At 66.0% G+C, this 18,441-nt stretch carries 15 protein-coding genes; 12 read left to right on the top strand and 3 right to left on the bottom strand.

What is annotated here, in order from left to right:
- Positions 1–64 precede the first annotated feature (64 nt).
- The gene (locus M4J40_RS08500; RefSeq protein ID WP_251753665.1) at positions 65–955 is read right to left on the bottom strand and encodes a branched-chain amino acid aminotransferase; all 891 of its coding nucleotides are present in this window, start codon (positions 953–955) and stop codon (positions 65–67) included.
- 209 nt (positions 956–1,164) lie between these two features.
- Between M4J40_RS08500 and M4J40_RS08505 the strand changes: the two genes are divergently transcribed.
- From M4J40_RS08505 to M4J40_RS08520, 4 genes are all read left to right on the top strand, one after another.
- Positions 1,165–1,692, top strand: a complete 528-nt coding sequence (locus tag M4J40_RS08505; protein ID WP_251753666.1) for a MarR family winged helix-turn-helix transcriptional regulator — start codon at positions 1,165–1,167, stop codon at positions 1,690–1,692.
- Between the two features lie 3 nt (positions 1,693–1,695).
- Positions 1,696–2,397, top strand: a complete 702-nt coding sequence (locus tag M4J40_RS08510; protein ID WP_251753667.1) for a response regulator — start codon at positions 1,696–1,698, stop codon at positions 2,395–2,397.
- Positions 2,398–2,402: 5 nt separating this feature from the next.
- The gene (locus M4J40_RS08515; RefSeq protein ID WP_251753668.1) at positions 2,403–3,866 is read left to right on the top strand and encodes an ATP-binding protein; all 1,464 of its coding nucleotides are present in this window, start codon (positions 2,403–2,405) and stop codon (positions 3,864–3,866) included.
- A gap of 226 nt (positions 3,867–4,092) precedes the next feature.
- A complete protein-coding gene (locus tag M4J40_RS08520; RefSeq protein ID WP_251753669.1) occupies positions 4,093–7,614 on the top strand; it encodes an autotransporter domain-containing protein in 3,522 nt (1,173 codons plus the stop codon).
- Positions 7,615–7,940: 326 nt separating this feature from the next.
- Here the strand turns inward: M4J40_RS08520 and M4J40_RS08525 are convergent, their stop codons facing one another.
- On the bottom strand, positions 7,941–8,177 hold the full coding sequence (locus M4J40_RS08525) for a hypothetical protein (protein WP_251753670.1): 237 nt from the start codon (positions 8,175–8,177) through the stop codon (positions 7,941–7,943).
- 338 nt (positions 8,178–8,515) lie between these two features.
- On the opposite strand from M4J40_RS08525, the gene M4J40_RS08530 reads away from it, so the two are divergent.
- The 8 genes from M4J40_RS08530 to M4J40_RS08565 all read left to right on the top strand — a co-directional run bounded on the left by M4J40_RS08530 (position 8,516) and on the right by M4J40_RS08565 (position 17,610).
- Positions 8,516–9,415, top strand: coding sequence for a LysR substrate-binding domain-containing protein (locus M4J40_RS08530; RefSeq protein ID WP_251753671.1), 900 nt, complete (start codon positions 8,516–8,518; stop codon positions 9,413–9,415).
- A gap of 264 nt (positions 9,416–9,679) precedes the next feature.
- Positions 9,680–10,819 carry a transporter substrate-binding domain-containing protein gene (locus tag M4J40_RS08535; RefSeq protein ID WP_311134108.1) on the top strand — a complete coding sequence of 380 codons (1,140 nt, stop codon included), beginning with the start codon at positions 9,680–9,682 and terminating at the stop codon, positions 10,817–10,819.
- Positions 10,816–11,400, top strand: coding sequence for an ANTAR domain-containing protein (locus M4J40_RS08540; RefSeq protein ID WP_251753673.1), 585 nt, complete (start codon positions 10,816–10,818; stop codon positions 11,398–11,400). The genes M4J40_RS08535 and M4J40_RS08540 overlap by 4 nt, the downstream gene beginning before the upstream one ends.
- Positions 11,400–12,248, top strand: coding sequence for an ABC transporter permease (locus M4J40_RS08545; RefSeq protein WP_251753674.1), 849 nt, complete (start codon positions 11,400–11,402; stop codon positions 12,246–12,248). Before M4J40_RS08540 ends, M4J40_RS08545 begins: the two co-directional genes overlap by 1 nt.
- Position 12,249: 1 nt before the next feature.
- A complete protein-coding gene (locus M4J40_RS08550; protein WP_251753675.1) occupies positions 12,250–13,170 on the top strand; it encodes an ABC transporter permease in 921 nt (306 codons plus the stop codon).
- Positions 13,171–13,270: 100 nt separating this feature from the next.
- On the top strand, positions 13,271–14,887 hold the full coding sequence (locus M4J40_RS08555) for an ABC transporter substrate-binding protein (protein ID WP_405030730.1): 1,617 nt from the start codon (positions 13,271–13,273) through the stop codon (positions 14,885–14,887).
- Positions 14,888–14,968: 81 nt separating this feature from the next.
- On the top strand, positions 14,969–15,913 hold the full coding sequence (locus M4J40_RS08560) for an acetamidase/formamidase family protein (RefSeq protein WP_251753676.1): 945 nt from the start codon (positions 14,969–14,971) through the stop codon (positions 15,911–15,913).
- A gap of 5 nt (positions 15,914–15,918) precedes the next feature.
- Positions 15,919–17,610 carry an ABC transporter ATP-binding protein gene (locus M4J40_RS08565; RefSeq protein WP_251754246.1) on the top strand — a complete coding sequence of 564 codons (1,692 nt, stop codon included), beginning with the start codon at positions 15,919–15,921 and terminating at the stop codon, positions 17,608–17,610.
- 28 nt (positions 17,611–17,638) lie between these two features.
- Here M4J40_RS08565 and M4J40_RS08570 read toward each other — a convergent pair whose 3' ends face one another.
- Positions 17,639–18,385, bottom strand: coding sequence for a cyclopropane-fatty-acyl-phospholipid synthase family protein (locus tag M4J40_RS08570; protein WP_251753677.1), 747 nt, complete (start codon positions 18,383–18,385; stop codon positions 17,639–17,641).
- Between the last annotated feature and the right edge of the window lie 56 nt (positions 18,386–18,441).

Here is an 18,441-nt window from a genome sequence, read left to right on the forward strand (position 1 = left end):
CCGCGCATGAAAAACCCCGCCGCGCATAGGCGCAGCGGGGTCGTTGTCGTCCGAAGCGGCTCGATTACTCGGCGGCGGCCTTCTTGGGCTGCACTTCGTCGAGATAGGCGTGCATCAGCAGTTCGCTGATCTTGCCCGGCTTGAAGCGATACTCGCCGATCTCGGAGATCGGCGTCACCTCGGCGGCCGTGCCGACCAGGAAGGCCTCGGTGAAGGTCGACAGCTCTTCCGGCAGGATGTGCCTGCGGTTGACCTTGATGCCGTGGCGGGCGGCGATCGCCTCCACCGACTGGCGGGTGATGCTGTCGAGGAAGCAGTCCGGATCCGGCGTGTAGAGTTCGCCGTCGCGGACGAAGACGATGTTGGCGCCAGTCGATTCCGCCACATAGCCGCGATAGTCGAGCATCAGCGCGTCGGTATAGCCCTCGGCCTCCGCCGCGTGCTTGGAGATGGTGCAGATCATGTAGAGACCGGCCGCCTTCGACTTGCACGGGATGGTCATCGGGTCCGGACGGCGATAAGGCGCCCAGGTCAGGCGAATGCCCTTCAGCTTCTCGGCCGGGCTGAAGTAGCTCGGCCACTCCCAGACGGCGATCGCCATGTGGATTGTATTGTTGGGAGCGGCGACGCCCATGGCTTCCGAGCCGCGCCAGGCGATCGGCCGGACGTAGGCGTCGACGAGACCCGAACGGGCAAGCGCCTCATTGGTCGCCGCCTCGATCTCCTCAAGGGAGTACGGCAGCTTGAAGCCGAGGATCTCGGCCGACTCGATCAGGCGCTGGCTGTGCTCCCGGAGCTTGTAGACCTCGCCGCCATAGGCGCGCTCGCCCTCGAAGACGGCGCTGCCATAGTGAAGCGCGTGGGTCAGAATGTGCACCTTGGCGTCCTTCCAGTCGACGAACTTGCCGTCGTACCAGATCACACCGTCGCGGCTGTCAAAGGGGACACTGGCCATCTTGAACTCCCAGACCTTTTCTTTTGTCTTTTGCCCGACAGGCGGGCGACCTCTTGCACGGGACACGTTTTGCCTCGGCGTCGACAAGCGGCTATGCTCGCGGATCAGTGGATCCCTTGTGTGCCGGATGTCCCTTGCGACCGCATCGTGCGAACGATCGTTTCGTCGTGACGGGTATTCTAGTAACAAATGAATCGAAGTATGTCAACATGGCTGCCATAAATTTTCCCTCCGACGCCATTCGTCCGTCCGAAAAGCCCGAAGCGGAATGCCCAGGCGACAGCGGCGGCGGGAATCTCGACCTCGAGCTGATCGAGCTTTTGTTCTTTGCCTATCGCGACTTCGTCGGCGAGGCCGACCACATCCTGGAATCGATCGGCTATGGCCGCGCCCATCACCGCGTGGTCTATTTCGTGATGCGCAACCCCGGCCTGCGCGTCTCCGACCTCCTGGAGATCCTGCAGATCACCAAACAGAGCCTTGGCCGCGTACTGAAGCAGCTCGTCGACGACGGCTACATCGAGCAGCGCCCCGGCCCCGTCGACCGGCGCGAGCGTCTGCTCTATGCCTCCGACAAGGGCGAGCGGCTGGCCAACGACCTCTCCGCCCGCCAGCACGCCCGCATTGTCAGGGCGCTTGCCACGCTGCCGCAGGAGGCCCGCCCCATCATCCGCGACTTCCTGAGCAACATGATCGATGCCCGCGCCCCCGGCGCGCCCGCCGGACAGGAAGGCTAACCGATGGTCTCCATCGCCCCCGCCGATGGCGCCAGCCACGTTCTCGTCGTCGATGACGACAGCCGCATCCGTCAGTTGCTCGCCAAGTATCTCGGCAGCCAGGGTTATCGCGTCACCGCCGCCGCCGACGCCGCCGAGGCGCGGCGCAAGATCTCGGCCATCGAGTTCGACATCCTGGTGGTCGACGTGATGATGCCGGGCGAGGATGGGCTCAGCCTCACCCAGTCGCTGAGGGCCGAGCAGGACGTCCCGATCCTGCTGCTCACCGCGAAATCCGATGGCGTCGACCGCATTCGCGGCCTCGAAGCCGGTGCCGACGACTATCTCACCAAACCCTTCGAGCCGCGCGAGCTCCTGTTGCGTCTCAACAACATCCTGAAACGCCGGCCGTTGCCCGAGGCGCCCTTGACGCGCGAGGAGATCCGCTTCGGCCGGTTCGTCTTCAACGCCAAGCGCGAGGAACTCTGCGACGGCGAGAAGCCGGTGCGTCTCACCGACCGCGAGCGCCAGCTGCTCGGCCAGTTCGCCGCCAGCCCCGACGGCACGCTGTCGCGCGAAGCGCTGAGCGGCGAGGCCGGAGAAGTGGGCGAACGGACCATCGACGTGCAGATCAATCGCCTGCGTCGCAAGATCGAGATCGACCCCGGCAACCCCGTGTTCCTGCAGACCGTGCGCGGCGTCGGCTACCGCCTGCGCTTCGAGTGAGCGAGATGTCGCAAACGCCAGAACCGGCCGAGCCCCGTGGTCGCGTCGCCGCCGGCCTAGACCGGCTGGACGACGCCATCCGCCACGTCCGCAACTTCATCTCCCGCAACAGCCCCACGGTGCTGCGGCGGGCCTGGACCGGCGTCGGCCACGCCATCAACAGGGCGTTGCCCAAGGGCTTGCTCGGCCGGTCGCTGCTGATCGTCGTCGTGCCCATGCTGATCCTGCTCGCCGTGCTGACCGGCGTGTTCATGGACCGTCACTGGATGCTGGTCACCCAGCGCCTGTCGGACGCCGTGGCCTCCTCCATCCTCGGCCTTGCCAACATCGCCGACAATACCGCCATCCCCGATGAGGTCAGGATCGACACCGTCGCCACGACCGGGAAAGCCATGGGACTGACGGCCGAGGTTCTCCCGCCCAGCGAGATCGGCCGGACGCGCCGGGCCTCGGCCGACATCGTCCACACCATGCTGGCCGAGGCTCTCCAGAGGCGCCCCATGGCCACCCCCTTCTCGATCCGGGACCTGTCCGACGACAACCGCATCGAGGTGCGGATGATCGTGCATGCCGGCGTATTGCGCGTGGAGTTCCCGCGCAGCCTCGCCTATGCGGCCAACTGGCACTTCTTCCTGGTGTGGATGGTCAGCACCGCGTTGTTCCTGGTGCTGGTGTCGCTGATCTTCCTGCGCAACCAGATCAAGCCGATCGAGCGACTGGCCGCCGCCGCCGAGGCCTTCGGGCGCGGCCGTCCGGTGGAAGGCTTCGCGCCGACCGGCGCCAGAGAAGTGCGGCAGGCCGCCCACGCCTTCATCGGCATGCGCCGGCGCATCGAACGCCAGATCGAGCAGCGCACCACCATGCTGGCCGGCGTCGGGCACGACCTCAAGACAATCCTCACCCGCTTCCGCCTCGGCCTCGCTTTGCTGCCCGAGGGCGAGGAAACCGCCGACCTCCGCTCCGACGTCGCCGAGATGGAAGCGATGCTGGCAGCCTACGTCGATTTCGCCAAGGGCGACGCCGACGAAACGCCGCAGCCGCTCGACGTCGAGGAGACGATTTCCGACTGCCTGCGCCAGATGGCCGAACCGGCCGGGCGAGAGGTCCACTTCGCCTTCAGCGGCGACGGCCTTCTGACGCTGCGCCCCACCGCTTTCCGCCGCCTGATCGCCAACCTCGTCGGCAACGCCGTCCGCTACGGCCGAACGGCGGTGTGGGTGAGCGGCGAGCGACGCGAGGGGTGGCTGTCGATCTCCATCGAGGACGACGGCCCCGGCATCCCCGAGAACGAGATGGAGGCGGTGTTCCGCCCCTTCTACCGGCTCGATGCGGCCCGCAACCAGGACGTCCCCGGCACCGGCCTGGGTCTTGCCATCGCCCGCGACGTCGCCCGAAGCCACGGCGGCGACATCGAGCTCGGCCAGAGCCCGCACGGCGGCCTCAAGGCAACGATCCGCCTGCCGGCATAACGCCGGTGGCAAGCCGGACACATGAGCACGGGAAGACGATCCGCCGCTTCCAAAAGTGGATTGCCAAGCGCATGCGCCCCTTATAGTTGATTAAAATCTTATAAATTTTGTCAGTTTGAAGCGCGAGTTCGTCATGGCTGGGCATTTGGCAGGTGTTTTCGCGATCCAAAGCCCAAGAGTATCCGGCTTGCGGCGGGTTACGTCCTTCGCCTTGCTGACGACCGCCATGTCCTCCCTGGCCCTCGGCACGGCGGCCGCCGACGCGATGTTGAGCTGGACGGGCAGCACCGACAACGACTGGTTCAACTCGGCGAACTGGCAGAACGATCTCGGCGCAATCCCCTCGGCAAGCAGGGAAGTGCAAATAGACCGGAGCGGCGTCGTTGTCGGTGGATCGGCCGCCGAGGCCGGCAATATGCTGCTTGGCATCCACGCCACCGGTGGTCTGACCATCCAGAGCACCCTGACGACGACAGGGGCAAGCTTTGGCTGGAACAGCGGTTCGACCGGCACCGCCTCGCTATCCGGGAGCGGCGCGAGCTGGACGAACACCGGCGACCTCTACCTCGGCAATGAGGGAACGGGCACCCTTTCGATCGCCGACCAGGCGTCGGTGCATGCCGGCACCACCTATCTCGGTTCCGGCTATGGCAGCCTTGGCCGTCTCGATCTCGCAGGAGGGGGCACCTTCACTTCGACCGGAGACCTCTACGTCGGCTTTGCCGGCGTCGGCGGCAGCTCCGAACCCGCCGCCGAAGGCATCTTGAACGTTACGTCCGGCACAGTTCAGAACGTCAACGGCGCCATCGCCAACGGCACAGGCTCGACGGGAACCGCGACGATCACCGGCGCGTCGTCCTCCTGGACAAACACCGGGCGGCTGACCGTCGGCAGTGGCGGCGTCGGTACATTGACCATTTCGGCTGGTGGCGATGTGACGAGCGTCGACGGCATCATCGGTCAGACAACGAATACCGCCGGCAGTTCGGCGACCGTGACAGGCGTAGGTTCCACCTGGACCGGCACCGGCACGCTCTTCGTCGGCATTTCCGGCGCTTCCGAGTTGAAGGTTCTATCCGGCGGCGCCGTGACCAGCGCGGCGGCCGTCATCGGGCGCCACTCCACCAGCAAGGCGACGGTCAGCGGCTCCGGCTCGTCCTGGAATACCGGCGCGCTTTCCGTCGGCGGCGACACCAGCGATCCCGTCGGGGCGGCTGGCAACGGTACGCTCGCCGTCTCGTCCAGCGGTTCGGTGACCAGCTCCAGCGCACAGCTCGGCCTCAACTCGACAGACAGTGGAACGGCCACCGTCGGCGGCTCCGGCTCGACATGGAAGATCAACGGCACGCTCTCGGTCGGCTTGAACGGGACCGGCACCGTCACAGTGTCCGACGCCGCCCGGATAGAGACGGCCTGGATGATCGTCGGCCACAACGCCAACTCGAGCGGCGAAGTGACCGTTTCCAGCGGCGCCAGTCTGAAAGATGCTGGTTCGCTCTACGTCGGCAACGACGGCGACGGCACCCTGACCGTATCAGGCGGCGGCAGCGTGACCAGCGGCGACGGCTTCGTGGGCACGAGCAACGGCTCGGATGGCACGGCCACCGTCACCGGCAGTGGCTCGTCCTGGACCATGGCCGGCGCTCTGTTTGTCAGTCAAAACACCGGGTCGACCGGCACGATGACGATCTCCGATGGCGCGACGGTCACCGACTACCAGGGCATTGTCGGCGATATCGGCAGCTCGGTCGGCGAGATGACCGTGACCGGCGCCGGCTCGACCTGGACCAGCAAAGTGGTTGACGGTCAGCTATACTCGGGCGACATCAACGCCGGACGGACGCAAACGGCCAAGGGTACGATCACCGTGTCCAACGGCGGCACCGTCATCGGCAACCGCTTCTATGCCGGCAATGAAGGCAGCTCGGAAGGCACGGTCATCGTCACCGGCGCCGGCTCCTCCTTCACCGCCACCGATCGGTTCGTCGTCGGCTCCCAAGGCACGGGCACCGCAACCGTCTCCAACGGCGGCAAGATCAAGACCGGCATCATCAAGATCGCCGCGCTCTCAGGTTCGATCGGCACGCTGAACGTCGGCGCTGCGGCGGGAGATCCAGCCGCCGCCGCCGGCGCGCTCGACACCAACAGCATCGAGTTCGGGGCCGGCACCGGCCTTCTGGAGTTCAACTTCACCGATCCGAGCTATGCCGTCTCGGCCGCCATCAGCGGCGCGGGCAGGGTTCAGCTCGACGCCGGAAACCTCACCCTGTCGGGCGTCAGCACCTACACGGGCGGCACCGACGTGAACGGCGGCACGCTCAACGTCACCGGCTCCCTGTCCGGTTCCTCTACGGAAGTCACGATGTCGGGCGGCCGGCTGGTCAACAGCGGCACCATCAGCGGCGCGACCTATGGCATCCGGCTGGCGACCGCAGGCAATGTCGTCAGCACCTCCGGCACCATCTCGGGCGGAACGGCCTCTGTGCTCTTCGATGCCGACAACAACACGCTCAACATCTCGCCGACGGCGACTTTCACCAGCATCGTCGACTATAACAACAAGATCGGCAACACGACCGGCTTCGGCGCCGGCAGCTATCGCATCCATGCGGCCAGTTATGATGACACGCAAAACGTCATCGTGCTGAACAACTCCAGCCAGACCGTCATCCTCGACAACGCCAGCTCGGCATCGGGCTACATCAACGTCGTGTCCGTTCCCGCCGCCAGCCGGGAAGCGAGCCAGTACACGTCGTCGGTATCGGACGTCATCGGCAGCATCCTGTCGCTCGACGTCGCCCGGCCCGACCAGGTCAGCGTGGGTGGAACGACCATCTCCGCCCTGCAATACGGCGAGGAGAAGCGCGAGACCCAGGAAGCCCGGGCGGTGCGCATGCTCGGCGACAACGCCGCCGTGGATGACTACGGCAACCTGTTCTGGACGCGCGCCTTCGGCGGCCTGCGCTACCAGCCGTCGAGCGACGGCGATTTCTCCAGCCACACCTCGCACTTCGGCGTGCTCTCCGGCGTCGACCACCTGTTCGAAAACTATCGCCTGGGCTTCTTCGCTGGCGCCGGCACCGTACGCACCGTTGCCGGCGACAGCGCGTCGATGACAAGGGGCAACACCGGCTTCTTCGGCCTCTATGGCGCCGTCGAGCTTGGCGGCCTCCAGTGGAATGCTTCGATCACAGGCGGCGGCATCGAGAACACGGCCGCCCGAAGCGTCAACAACGGCCTGCAAACGGCGTCCGGCGACTTCACGGGGTGGTATGTCTCGCCGGAAGTGGCGGTGAGCCGCGCCTATCAGCTCGCGCCGGGCTGGGAGATGACGCCCAGCTTCAAGACCCGATACACCGGCGCCTTCTACGAGGGCTATGACGAGAGCGGCTCGTCTCAGAACCTCAGCTACGGGTCACGCCAATCGCATTCCATCGACGGTCGCCTGCAGGTCGAACTCAAGCACAAGACGACCATGCCTTCCGGCCTGCCGGCGTCGATAACCGCGACGGCCTCGGTCAGCGACACCCAGTATCTGGGATCGGAAACGCTTCGCGCCAGCCTGGAGGGCAACGAGTTCTCCGTCTCCAGCTCAGGTGACAAGAACGTGCTCGGCGCGACCCTCGGCATCGGCTTCGACGCCATGATCTCGGACCGGACGGCCATCTACGGCGGCGTCGACGGATCCCTGTACAGCGACGAGTCGATGGCGGCGTCCGGGAGACTGGGATTGAAGGTGGCGTTCTAGAGCCTTCGCCGACCAGGTTGAATCAACCTGATCGAAAAGCGACTGCTCCAGCAAATGAATCTGCAGCATTCGCTGGACGACCAAATGTTCCAATTTGGTCGGCGAATGATCTAGACTACGTCCGGCGGACTCTGCTTCGCCAACGTGCTCTATCTCTTTGCTTTCAAGCAATTCCGGCAAGACCGGCTCGCGCTTTCGCTGGCGCTTCTTTCGCGGGAAGACCGGCAGAACCGGCATAGCTCCCTTCCCCAACACCGCCCTTCATGCAAAACGCCCCGGCGCGGCTGGCACCGGGGCGTTTTCGTTCTCTTTCGATGTTGGGACGGTCAGGCCGCGCGCCGATGCGGCGGCATGCGCAGGTTGTCCACGGGCTCCCAGACGGCGCGGTCGAGTTCGCGCTCGGCGGTCTCGCGGCAGAAGCCGACATCGTCGAGCAGATACGGGTCCTCGACAAGCCGCTGCAGGTCGTGCCTGAGCTGGCTGCGCTTGCGCCACTGCCGGTAGATCTGCCCCGGATTGAAGGTGTTGCCGGCCCACTGGCGGAGGGACATCGAGAAAATCATGATAAAACTCCGTGAGCTTCGTCTGGCCTCTATATGCCGATCCCCCATCGCCCCTTCAAACGCCTTTTTTGCCCGCTTGACGTTCCAAAAACTCATCCGTAAACAAATTCTTTCCAAGCTCGCGTTCCCGGTAGGCGCGAAAGGACGATCGCTACGTATAACTGCGTGTATATCCGCCATATTTCTGACAAATCAGCTCTTTTTCGGGTGTTCCCTAAGGGATTTGCAGGATGGCGATACCGCGTTGATACCTTGGTCGATAGGAGGTCTCCGCAGGTTCCGGCGGCGCCTCAACGTGCATGAAAATCAACCGGAACCGACTTCGGGGAGTGCCGAACATGGCCGTCAGCCGTCTGCCCAGCCTCAACGCCCTCAAGGCCTTCGAAAGCGTCGCCCGCCTCGGTGCGTTCAACCGCGCCGCCGAGGAGCTCAACGTCACCGAGAGCGCCGTCAGTCGGCAGATCCGCGCATTGGAGGACGACTTGCGCGTCGAACTGTTCCGCCGCATCCATCGCGGCGTGCGCCTGTCGCCGGAGGGCGAGCAACTGGCGCTGTCGCTCGGCACCGCCTTCGAGGCGATACGGCGCGGCGTCGAGCAGATCCGCGCCCGCCCCGGAGTCGTCCGCGTCCGCACGCCGCCCACCTTCGGCGCCCGCTGGCTGCTGCCGCGCCTCAGGAGTTTCGAGACCGCCAACCCCGATCTCTCGGTCCGCGTGTCGGTGCTGTGGGAGAACATGGACCCGAGCGACGTCGAGAACGACGTCGGCATCCTCTACGAGTCGCGCCAGTGGCAGCCCGAGGAACTGGTGCCCTTCCTGATGGAGCGACTGACGCCGGTGTGCTCTCCGGCCTACTACCAGACCGTCGCCCATCTCGACCCGCCCGAGCGGATCCGCCGAGGCCAGATCCTGCACGGTTCGGGCTTTGCCGACTGGAAGCGCTGGGTGGCCCGAGCCTTCGGCGACGAGGCGCTCGACGTCGAACATGGCGAAATCTTCGACACCATGGACACCGCGCTGCGCGCCGCCGAGGCCGGGCGCGGCTTTGCCATCGGCGACCTCTCGATGATCGGCGACGACATCGCCCTCGGCCGCCTGGTGGCGCCGTTCAACATCGTCACCGGCGGCGTCGACAACCTCTACCTCGTCCGCCGCGACCGTATCCGCCCGAAGCCCGAAGTAACCCGCTTCGTCGAGTGGCTCTACGCCCAGGTGGAGGAAATGAACGAGGGAGGCTGAGATTCTGGGCACTCTCCATCCTGCACCCGAAAGAGGCAGCGTGCGTAGAGAGGAGCGCCACTGCCGCTCTTTCCAGCCTTGACAGCGACAAAGAAGCTCAGATAGCATTCATGCCTAATTGATGGGCGGCGATGTATCGCCCCCCATGACATGAGCTCTTCCAGAGCAACGGGCAGCATGGCCCCATGACCTTTCGGCGTTCGTTCGAGCGAGCCGGAGCGTGTCATGGGGTTTTTCGCATTGGTCGTTGCGTTGAGGTTTGCGATGGACGGCACGATCAAGATCGGAATCTTGTTCTCCTGCACCGGACCCTACGGCTCCATAGGGCGCGATTGTCGCGATGGAGCGGCGCTTGCCTTTGCCGAGGCCAGCGAGATGGCCGGCAAGGGGATATCGTTCGAGCCCGTCTACACCGATCCGGAGGGTGAGCCGCGCGCCTATCTGGAGCAGGCGCGCGCCATGCTGCGCGACGGATGCCGTCTCATCATCGGAACCATCACCTCGCTCGCCCGCAAGGAAGTCATCCCGCTCATCGAAAAGCATGACGGCCTGCTCTGGTACATCTGCCCCTACGAGGGCTTCGAGGCCAACGAGAGCGTCATCTACACCGGCGCCTGCCCCAACCAGCACCTGATGCCGCTGTTCGAGCATCTGCTGCCGAGACAGGGGCGGCGGGTCTATCTCATCGGCGCCAACTATGTCTGGGGCTGGGAGATGAACCGCATCGCCCGCGACCTGCTCAGGGATGCCGGTGGCGAAGTGGTCGGCGAGCGTTATCTTCCCATCGAGGAAACCGATGTCGACAGGTTGATCGCCGACATCCGGAGCCGTCGCCCCGACTTCATCCTCAACAACATGATCGGCCCCTCGAGCCATGCCTTCCTGAGAGCCTACAAGGCGCTCGGCGATGCCGATCCCGCCTTCCGCCCAGAGGTGCGGCCGGTGGTGAGTTGCGATCTCACCGAGGCCGAGATCGGCGAGATCGGCCTTGGCCTTTCCACCGGCCACCTGTCGGCCGCCAGCTATTTCGGCACCCTGGCAACGCCGGAGAACGAGCGCTTTCGCGCCCGTGCCACCACGGCGTTCGGCGCGGAGCGCCGGCTCTCGTCCTTCGTCGAAGGCGCCTATGTCGCCGCTCACATGCTGATGGACGCGGTTCGGTCCGTCGGAACCGATGAGCCGTCGGCCGTGCGCGAGGCGGTCCATACCCGCCTGTTCGAAACGCCGCACGGCCCGATGCGCATCGATCCGCGAACCAACCACGCGGCCCTGCCCTTCCACCTCGGTCGCATCCGCGACGATGGCAACTTCGATATCATCGCCAGCCGCCCCGCCATGGCGGCCGACCCCTACATGACGGCGCCGCGCGAAGGCAGCCGCTCCAGCTTGAGGGTGGTCTCATGACGGTGATCCCCGACCTCGTCGGCCTCAAGGTCGCCATTCTCCACCGCCTCGACGAAGGGATCGGGCGTCTTGTCCGGCAGCTCGGCCTGCTGGGTCTCGAGGCGCATGTCCAATGGACGCCGCTGGACCTCGAGGCGACGCCGGCCGACATCGTGCTGGTGGATGCCGATCAGGGCTGGTCGGGGCTGTTGCCCTGGTCGGGAGAGCCGGCGCCGGTCCCGATGGTCGCCTTGCTGCAATCGGAAGCGCCGGGCCGCGTGGCCTGGGCGATCTCCGAAGGCGCGCTTTCCATCCTGCCAAAGCCGGTGGTGCCCGCCGCGGTCTATCCGGCGCTGGTGCTGGCCGTCGCCGCCCATGCCCGCGCTGTCGAGGCGGCCGCCCGCATGGAACGGCTCGAGGAGCGGCTGCGCATGCGGCCCCTGGTGCATGCCGCCGTCAGGTCCATCGAGATGGCGGTCCACTGCGATGAAGAAGCGGCCTACGCGGCTCTCCGCCGTGCGGCCATGAAACGTCGCATCACCATAGAACAGACCGCCGCCGAGATGCTGGCCGGCGTCATTCCCCTGTCGGAGGCCGGCTGATGCGCATCGCCCGTGAGTTCCTGCGCCGGCCCACAGCGGTCTTCGGCCTGATCGTCGTGCTCCTGGTGGTGATCGGCGCCCTGGCAGCGCCGCTGATCTCACCTTACGCACCCGACGAGCAACTGTTCGACGGCCTGACCCTCGAAGGCGCGCCGATCGGACCCGATGCAGTCTTTCTTCTCGGCACCGACACGCTCGGCCGCGATCTCCTGACCCGCCTGCTGTTCGGTGCCCGCACCTCGCTGATCATTGGCGTCGTCGCCAACGGCACCGCCGTGACCATCGGCCTCGGCGTCGGCATGCTGGCTGGCTATCTGCGAGGCCCGGCGGGCAATGCGCTGATGCGCTTCACCGATCTGATGATGGCGTTTCCCGCCCTGCTGCTCGCCATCGTTCTGGCGGCGCTGTTCCACCCGAGCCTCTGGATCGTCGCCATGGTGATTGCCATGGTCAACTGGGTGCAGGTGGCGCGCATCGTCTACACCGAAACGCGCGGGCTGGTGGAGCGCGACTTCATCCTCGCCCAACGATCGCTGGGCGCCGGCCACGGCCGCATCGTCTTCAAGCATATCCTGCCGCACCTCATGCCGACCGCCATCGTCTGGGGCACGCTCGGCATCGCCACCACGGTGCTGCTGGAAGCGACTCTGTCCTTCCTCGGCGTCGGCGTGCAGCCGCCGGAACCGTCCTGGGGCAACATCATCTTCGAAAGCCAGAGCTTCTTCACGGCGGCGCCCTGGCTGGTGATCTTCCCGGGCATCGCCATCCTGCTGACGGCGCTCTCCTTCAATCTGGTCGGCGACGCCTTGCGCGACATCCTCGACCCGACCCAGCGCGGGAGGATGTGAGATGATCGAGTTGATCCTGCGCCGGCTCGGCGGCGCGCTGATGATCCTGTTCGGTGTCGCCGCCATCACCTTCGTGCTGCTCTACGCCTTGCCGGCGGACCCGGCGGTGCAGCTTGCCGGCCGCTCGGCCACCGCCCAGACCGTCGCCAACATCCGTCACGAGCTCGGCCTCGACCAACCGCTTCTCCTGCAGTTCGTCCACTATCTCGGCAACCTCGTGCAGGGCGATTTCGGCCGCTCCTACACTCAGAAGACCGAGGTGATGACGCTGATCCTCGCCCGTCTGCCGGCGACGTTGATCCTCATGGTCACGGGCATCCTGGTCGAGGTGGCGATCGGCCTGACGCTCGGAACCATAGCGGCTCTCAATCGCGGCGGCTTTGTCGACCGGCTGGTGATGACCGTATCCTTCGTCGGCGTGTCGGCCCCGCAGTTCGTCGTTGCCCTGCTGCTGCTCTACGTCTTCGCGGCGACGCTGCAATGGTTCCCGATGTCCGGCTTCGGCACCTTCAGCCACGTCGTGCTGCCGGCGCTGACCCTCGGCGTGCTGGGGGCCGGCTGGTATGCCCGCATGGTTCGCTCGGCGATGATCGACGTCCTCACGCAGGACTACATCCGGACGGCCCGGGCCAAGGGCGTCGCCGAGCGCACGGTGATCCTGCGCCACGCCGTGCCCAACGCGCTGCTGCCGATCGTTGCCATGATCGGCATCGACATCGGCCAGTTCATGGGCGGCGTGGTGGTGGTCGAGGCCGTCTACGGCTGGCCCGGCATCGGCCAGCTCGCCTGGCAGGCGATCCAGCAGGTCGACATTCCCATCATCATGGGCGTCACGCTCATTTCCTCGCTGGCCATCGTGACCGGCAACCTGATCGCCGACCTCGTCGCGCCACTGATCGACCCCAGAATTCGGGCCCGGTAAGGCCGGCGAGAAAAGAATCCGGGCCCGGTGGGCCCCGATGACGCCGGGCCTCCAACCCGGCCAACGACAACAACAGACCTTGAAACAAAGGGGAACCCGCATGACACATTGGCTGCATAGAACCGCGATCGCAGGACTGATGGCGCTGACGCCACTCGTCGCGCTGGCCGACGAGACGCCCGTCAAGGGCGCCACCATCGTCGTCACCTACAAGGACGATATCGCCACGCTCGACCCGGCCATCGGCTACGACTGGCAGAACTGGTCGATGATCAAGAGCCTGTTTTCCCGCCTGATGGAATACACCCCCGGCACGGCCGATCTGGTGCCGTCGCTGGCCGAGAGCTTCGAGATCACGCCGGACGGCCAGACCTACACCTTCAAGCTCCGCAAGGGCGTGAAGTTCTCCAATGGCCGCGAAGTGGTGGCCTCCGACGTAAAGTACTCCATCGAGCGCGCCGTCAATCCCAAGACGCAGGGGCCTGGCGCCGGCTTCTTTGGCGCCATTTCCGGCTTCGACGACCTGTCGGGCGGCAAGGCCCAGAGTCTATCCGGCATCGAAACGCCCGACGACTACACGGTGGTGTTCAAGCTCAGCCGGCCCGACGCCACCTTCCTGCACGTTCTCGCCATCAACTTCTCCTCGATCGTGCCGAAGGAAGTCGTCGAGGCGGAAGGGCAGGATTTCGGCAAGAAGCCAGTTGGTTCGGGCGCCTTCGTCCTGAAGGACTGGGTGATCGGCCAGAGGCTGGTGTTCGAAAAGAACCCGAACTTCTACGTCGCCGACACGCCGAAGATCGACGGCTTCACCGTCGAGGTCGGCCAGGAGCCGCTGGTGGCTCTTCTGCGCCTGCAGCAGGGCGAAGTTGACATCGCCGGCGACGGCATCCCGCCGGCCAAGTTCCTTGAGATCAAGAACGGCCCGGATGCCGCCGACATCATCGTCGATGGCGAGCAACTGCAGACCGGCTATGTCGCCATCAACACCCGCGTCAAGCCGCTTGACGACGTCAAGGTGCGCCAGGCCCTCAACATGGCCGTCAACAAGGAGCGCATCACCCGCATCGTCAACGGCCGCGCCACGCCGGCCAACCAGCCGCTGCCGCCGCTGATGCCCGGCTACGACAAGGACTTCAAGGGCTACGCCTACGACATCGAGAAGGCCAAGGCGCTGCTCGCCGAAGCCGGCTATCCGGACGGCTTCACCACGGCGCTTTACGCCTCCTCGACCGATCCCAATCCGCGCATCGCCCAGGCGCTGCAGCAGGACTTCGCCGCCATCGGCGTCAAGGCCGAGATCAAGGCGCTGGCCAACGCCAACGTCATCGCCGCCGGTGGAACCGAGGGCGAGGCGCCGATGATCTGGTCGGGCGGCATGGCCTGGATCGCCGACTTCCCCGATCCCTCGAACTTCTACGGTCCGATCCTGGGCTGCGCCGGCGCCGTTCAGGGCGGCTGGAACTGGTCCTGGTACTGCAACAAGGATCTCGACGCCCGCGCCATCGCGGCCGACTCGATGTCCGATCCGGCCAAGAAGGACGAGCGCGCCAAGCTCTGGGGAACGGTGTTCACCGACCTGATGGCCGACGCGCCGTGGATCCCGGTGTTCAACGAGCGCCGCGTCGTAGCCAAGTCCAAGCGCATGGGCGGACCGGGCAACATCTACATCGACCCGACGCGGGTCATCAACTACGACGCCATCTATGTGAAGCAATAACAAGGACTTGACCGCAAGTCCGCGCCAGCGCGGGGGGAGGCTTGCCTTCCCCCCGCCAACTGGCGACAGGGAGAAATCGCCATGTGCGTTGCCTGCGACTACACCATCCATCGCCGCGATCATCATTATGGCTGGAGCCGCGACTTCGCGCCTGCCGCCGTGGCGAAATCCGGCTCGACCATCCATTTCGAGTGTCTCGACAGCTCCGGCGGTCAGCTCGGCACGGGCTCGACGGTAGCCGATGTGGTCAATCTCGATTTCGCCAAGGTCAACCCAGTCACCGGTCCGGTCTACGTGGAAGGCGCCGAACCCGGCGACGTGCTGAAGGTCGAGATCCGCGAGTTCGTGCCCTCGGGCATCGGCTGGACGGCGGTGATTCCCGGCTTCGGCCTGCTCGCCGACCAGTTCACCGATCCGGCGTTGCACGTCTGGACATACGAGCCCCGCACGATGGCACCTTCGTTGTTCGGTCCCGGCGGCAGCGTTCCGCTCAAGCCGTTCGCCGGCACCATCGGCGTCGCACCAGCCGAGCCGGGCGTCCACTCGGTCGTACCGCCGCGCCGCGTTGGCGGCAATCTCGACATCCGCGATCTCTCCTCGGGCGTGACGCTCTACATGCCGGTCGAGGTCGAAGGCGCCTTGTTCTCGGTCGGCGACACGCACGCCGCCCAGGGTGACGGCGAGGTTTGCGGCACGGCCATCGAAAGCGCCATGAACGTCACGCTGACGCTGAGCGTTCTGAAGGGGCAGAAGCTCGAAAGCCCCCGCTTTACGACGCCGGGGCCGGTCACGCGCCACCTCGACGCTGCCGGCTACGAGGTGACGACCGGGATCGGTCCCGATCTCATGACGGCATCGCGCGAAGCGCTCAGCCGGATGATCGACCTTCTCTCCGCCGAGCACGGCTACGAACCGGCCGACGCCTACATGCTCTGCTCGGTCGCTGGCGACCTCCGCATTTCCGAGATCGTCGACATGCCCAACGTGGTGGTGAGCTTCTATTTCCCGAGGATCGTGCTGTCGTGACGGATATGAGCGGAGACTTCAGGGCAGCACCGGTGCTCAGCGTCGACGGGCTGACCGTCGACGCGCTGACCGATCGCGGCGCAAAGCGCGTGCTCGACGCCGTGAGCTTCGATCTGGCGGCGGGAGAGACGCTCTGCCTTGCCGGCGAAAGCGGCTCCGGCAAGTCGGTCACGTCGCTGTCCGTCATGCGGCTTCTGCCCCGCGCCTCGCTGCGCATCGTCTCCGGCTCGATCAAGCTTGAGGACCGCGACCTCACCGGCCTCAACGAGCGGGCCATGCGGGAGGTGCGCGGTCGCGACGTCGCCATGATCTTCCAGGAGCCGATGACATCGCTCAACCCGGTGATGACCATCGGCAAGCAGCTCGTCGAGCCCATCCTGATCCATCAGGGCGGCAACGAAGCCTCGGCCCGCGCCCAGGCGCTACGCATGCTGGAAGCGGTGCAGATCACCGAACCGGCACGGCGCCTCGGCCAGTATCCGCACGAACTCTCCGGCGGCATGCGCCAGCGAGTGATGATCGCCATGGCGCTGTCCTGCCGGCCCAAGGTGCTGATTGCCGACGAACCGACCACCGCCCTCGACGTCACGGTTCAGGCCCAGATCCTGAAGCTGATGCGCGAGCTGAAGGGCGAGTTCGGCACGTCCACCGTGCTCATCACCCACGACATGGGCGTCGTCGCCGAAATGGCCGACCGCGTCGCCGTGATGAAGGACGGGCGCCTCGTCGAAGTCGGCTCGGCGGTGGACATTTTCGAGCGACCGGCCCAGACCTACACGCGGGAGCTGATCGCCGCCGTCCCGCGCATCGGCGCCCGCACCGGCACCGATGGCCCGCCGGTTGTGACGGCGGAAGCCAAGGCGGCGCCGCGGCCCGAAAAGTCGCTGGAGCCGGTCCTTGCCGTCCAGAATCTCAAGGTCACCTATGGCGCCCGCGCCAGCCTGTTCGGTCGCAAGCCGGGCCAGCTCGCGGTCGACGGCGTCTCCTTCGAGCTGCGCGCCGGACGAACGCTCGGCCTCGTCGGCGAGAGCGGCTCGGGCAAGTCGACCACCGGCAAGGCCGTGCTTGGCCTGATCCCTTACGAAGGCTATGTCGCCATTGGCGGCGAAGAGTTGATGGATTTCTCAGTCAAGGCGATGCGGCCGGTCCGTCGCCTCGCCCAGATGATCTTTCAGGACCCCTACGCCTCGCTCGACAGCCGCATGACCGTTGGCGCCGCTATCGCCGAGCCCATGGCGATCCACGGCATCGGCGACCGGTCCGACCGCGCCGACCGTGTCGCTGAGCTGTTGCGGCGCGTCGGTCTGCCCCCGGATGTAGCGAGCCGCTACCCGCACGAGTTCTCCGGCGGCCAGCGCCAGCGCATCTGCATCGCCCGTGCGCTGTCGCTGAAACCGAAGCTGATCGTCGCCGACGAGAGCGTCGCGGCTCTCGACGTGTCGGTCCGGGCCAAGGTGCTCGATCTGATGCTGGAGCTGCAGGAAACCGAAGGGCTGGCCTATCTGTTCATCTCGCACGACATGGCGGTCATCGAGCGCATGTCGCACGACGTCGCGGTGATGAACGGCGGCCGGATCGTCGAATACGGCCCGCGCCGCGCCGTGTTCGAACATCCCGGACAGGATTACACCCGCCGGCTGATCGCCGCCGTTCCGATCCCCGATCCATCCCGGCGGCGCCTCTCCATGGCCGGCTGAGAGATCACGAGGGGCCGCGAGCCTCCCGTCAGCGCTTCATCAGGGCGAACACGCCCCACCCCACGTACTCGCGCGTGTAGGCGGCGTAGCGCCGGGGTTCCGAGGTGAGCATGGCGCGCACCTCGCCCGCCAGTTCGTCGTCCGGGTTGGCCTCGAGCCAGCGGCGCATGGTCAGCCATTTGGCCGCCTCGTAGCGGTCCCAACCGTCCTGATCGGCCAGAACCATTTCGACGACGTCGCAGCCGAGCGCGCCGAAGGAGGCGAGGAGATCCGGCAGCAAGAGGAAGTCGGAGATTGCGTGGGCAAGACAGCCCTTGGCGCCCTCGTCCGTCGCCGGCAGCGTCCGCCAGTAGGGCTCGCCAATCAGGATGATCCCACCGGGACGCAGGCTCCGCGACAACAGGTCGATGCAGCCGCCGACGCCACCGGCAATCCAGGTGGCGCCGACGCAGGCCGCCACATCGACCTTCTCGTCGGAGACATGACCGGCCGCGTCGCCATGGACGAACGCGACCTTGTCGGCGACGCCGAGTTCCACGGCGCGGCGCTTCGCCTGCTCGGTGAAAAGAGCACTCAGATCGACGCCTGTGCCGACGACGCCATGATCGCGCGCCCAGGTGCACAGCATCTCGCCCGAGCCGCAGCCAAGGTCGAGGACCCGCGCGCCCGGCTCCAGACGCAACGCCGCGCCAAGCGCGGCGAGCTTGTCCGGGGTCATCGGGTTATGGATGCGATGGGCGCTTTCGGTGATGTTGAATATCCGTGGAATATCCATGGTGGGTCTCGCAAAGATTTTGAATTGATTCAAGACCCGTGCGGGATAGACCTCCG

Origin of the sequence: Pleomorphomonas sp. JP5 (assembly GCF_023721815.1) — a bacterium.
In the GTDB taxonomy this organism is placed as follows: domain Bacteria; phylum Pseudomonadota; class Alphaproteobacteria; order Rhizobiales; family Pleomorphomonadaceae; genus Pleomorphomonas.

Bases quoted from the DNA above. Each gene is read 5' to 3' on its own strand.
- M4J40_RS08500 (WP_251753665.1), bottom strand. From the start codon at position 955: ATGGCCAGTGTCCCCTTTGACAGCCGCGACGGTGTGATCTGGTACGAC.
- M4J40_RS08505 (WP_251753666.1), top strand. From the start codon at position 1,165: ATGGCTGCCATAAATTTTCCCTCCGACGCCATTCGTCCGTCCGAAAAG.
- M4J40_RS08510 (WP_251753667.1), top strand. From the start codon at position 1,696: ATGGTCTCCATCGCCCCCGCCGATGGCGCCAGCCACGTTCTCGTCGTC.
- M4J40_RS08515 (WP_251753668.1), top strand. From the start codon at position 2,403: ATGTCGCAAACGCCAGAACCGGCCGAGCCCCGTGGTCGCGTCGCCGCC.
- M4J40_RS08520 (WP_251753669.1), top strand. From the start codon at position 4,093: ATGTCCTCCCTGGCCCTCGGCACGGCGGCCGCCGACGCGATGTTGAGC.
- M4J40_RS08525 (WP_251753670.1), bottom strand. From the start codon at position 8,177: ATGATTTTCTCGATGTCCCTCCGCCAGTGGGCCGGCAACACCTTCAAT.
- M4J40_RS08530 (WP_251753671.1), top strand. From the start codon at position 8,516: ATGGCCGTCAGCCGTCTGCCCAGCCTCAACGCCCTCAAGGCCTTCGAA.
- M4J40_RS08535 (WP_311134108.1), top strand. From the start codon at position 9,680: ATGGACGGCACGATCAAGATCGGAATCTTGTTCTCCTGCACCGGACCC.
- M4J40_RS08540 (WP_251753673.1), top strand. From the start codon at position 10,816: ATGACGGTGATCCCCGACCTCGTCGGCCTCAAGGTCGCCATTCTCCAC.
- M4J40_RS08545 (WP_251753674.1), top strand. From the start codon at position 11,400: ATGCGCATCGCCCGTGAGTTCCTGCGCCGGCCCACAGCGGTCTTCGGC.
- M4J40_RS08550 (WP_251753675.1), top strand. From the start codon at position 12,250: ATGATCGAGTTGATCCTGCGCCGGCTCGGCGGCGCGCTGATGATCCTG.
- M4J40_RS08555 (WP_405030730.1), top strand. From the start codon at position 13,271: ATGACACATTGGCTGCATAGAACCGCGATCGCAGGACTGATGGCGCTG.
- M4J40_RS08560 (WP_251753676.1), top strand. From the start codon at position 14,969: ATGTGCGTTGCCTGCGACTACACCATCCATCGCCGCGATCATCATTAT.
- M4J40_RS08565 (WP_251754246.1), top strand. From the start codon at position 15,919: ATGAGCGGAGACTTCAGGGCAGCACCGGTGCTCAGCGTCGACGGGCTG.
- M4J40_RS08570 (WP_251753677.1), bottom strand. From the start codon at position 18,385: ATGGATATTCCACGGATATTCAACATCACCGAAAGCGCCCATCGCATC.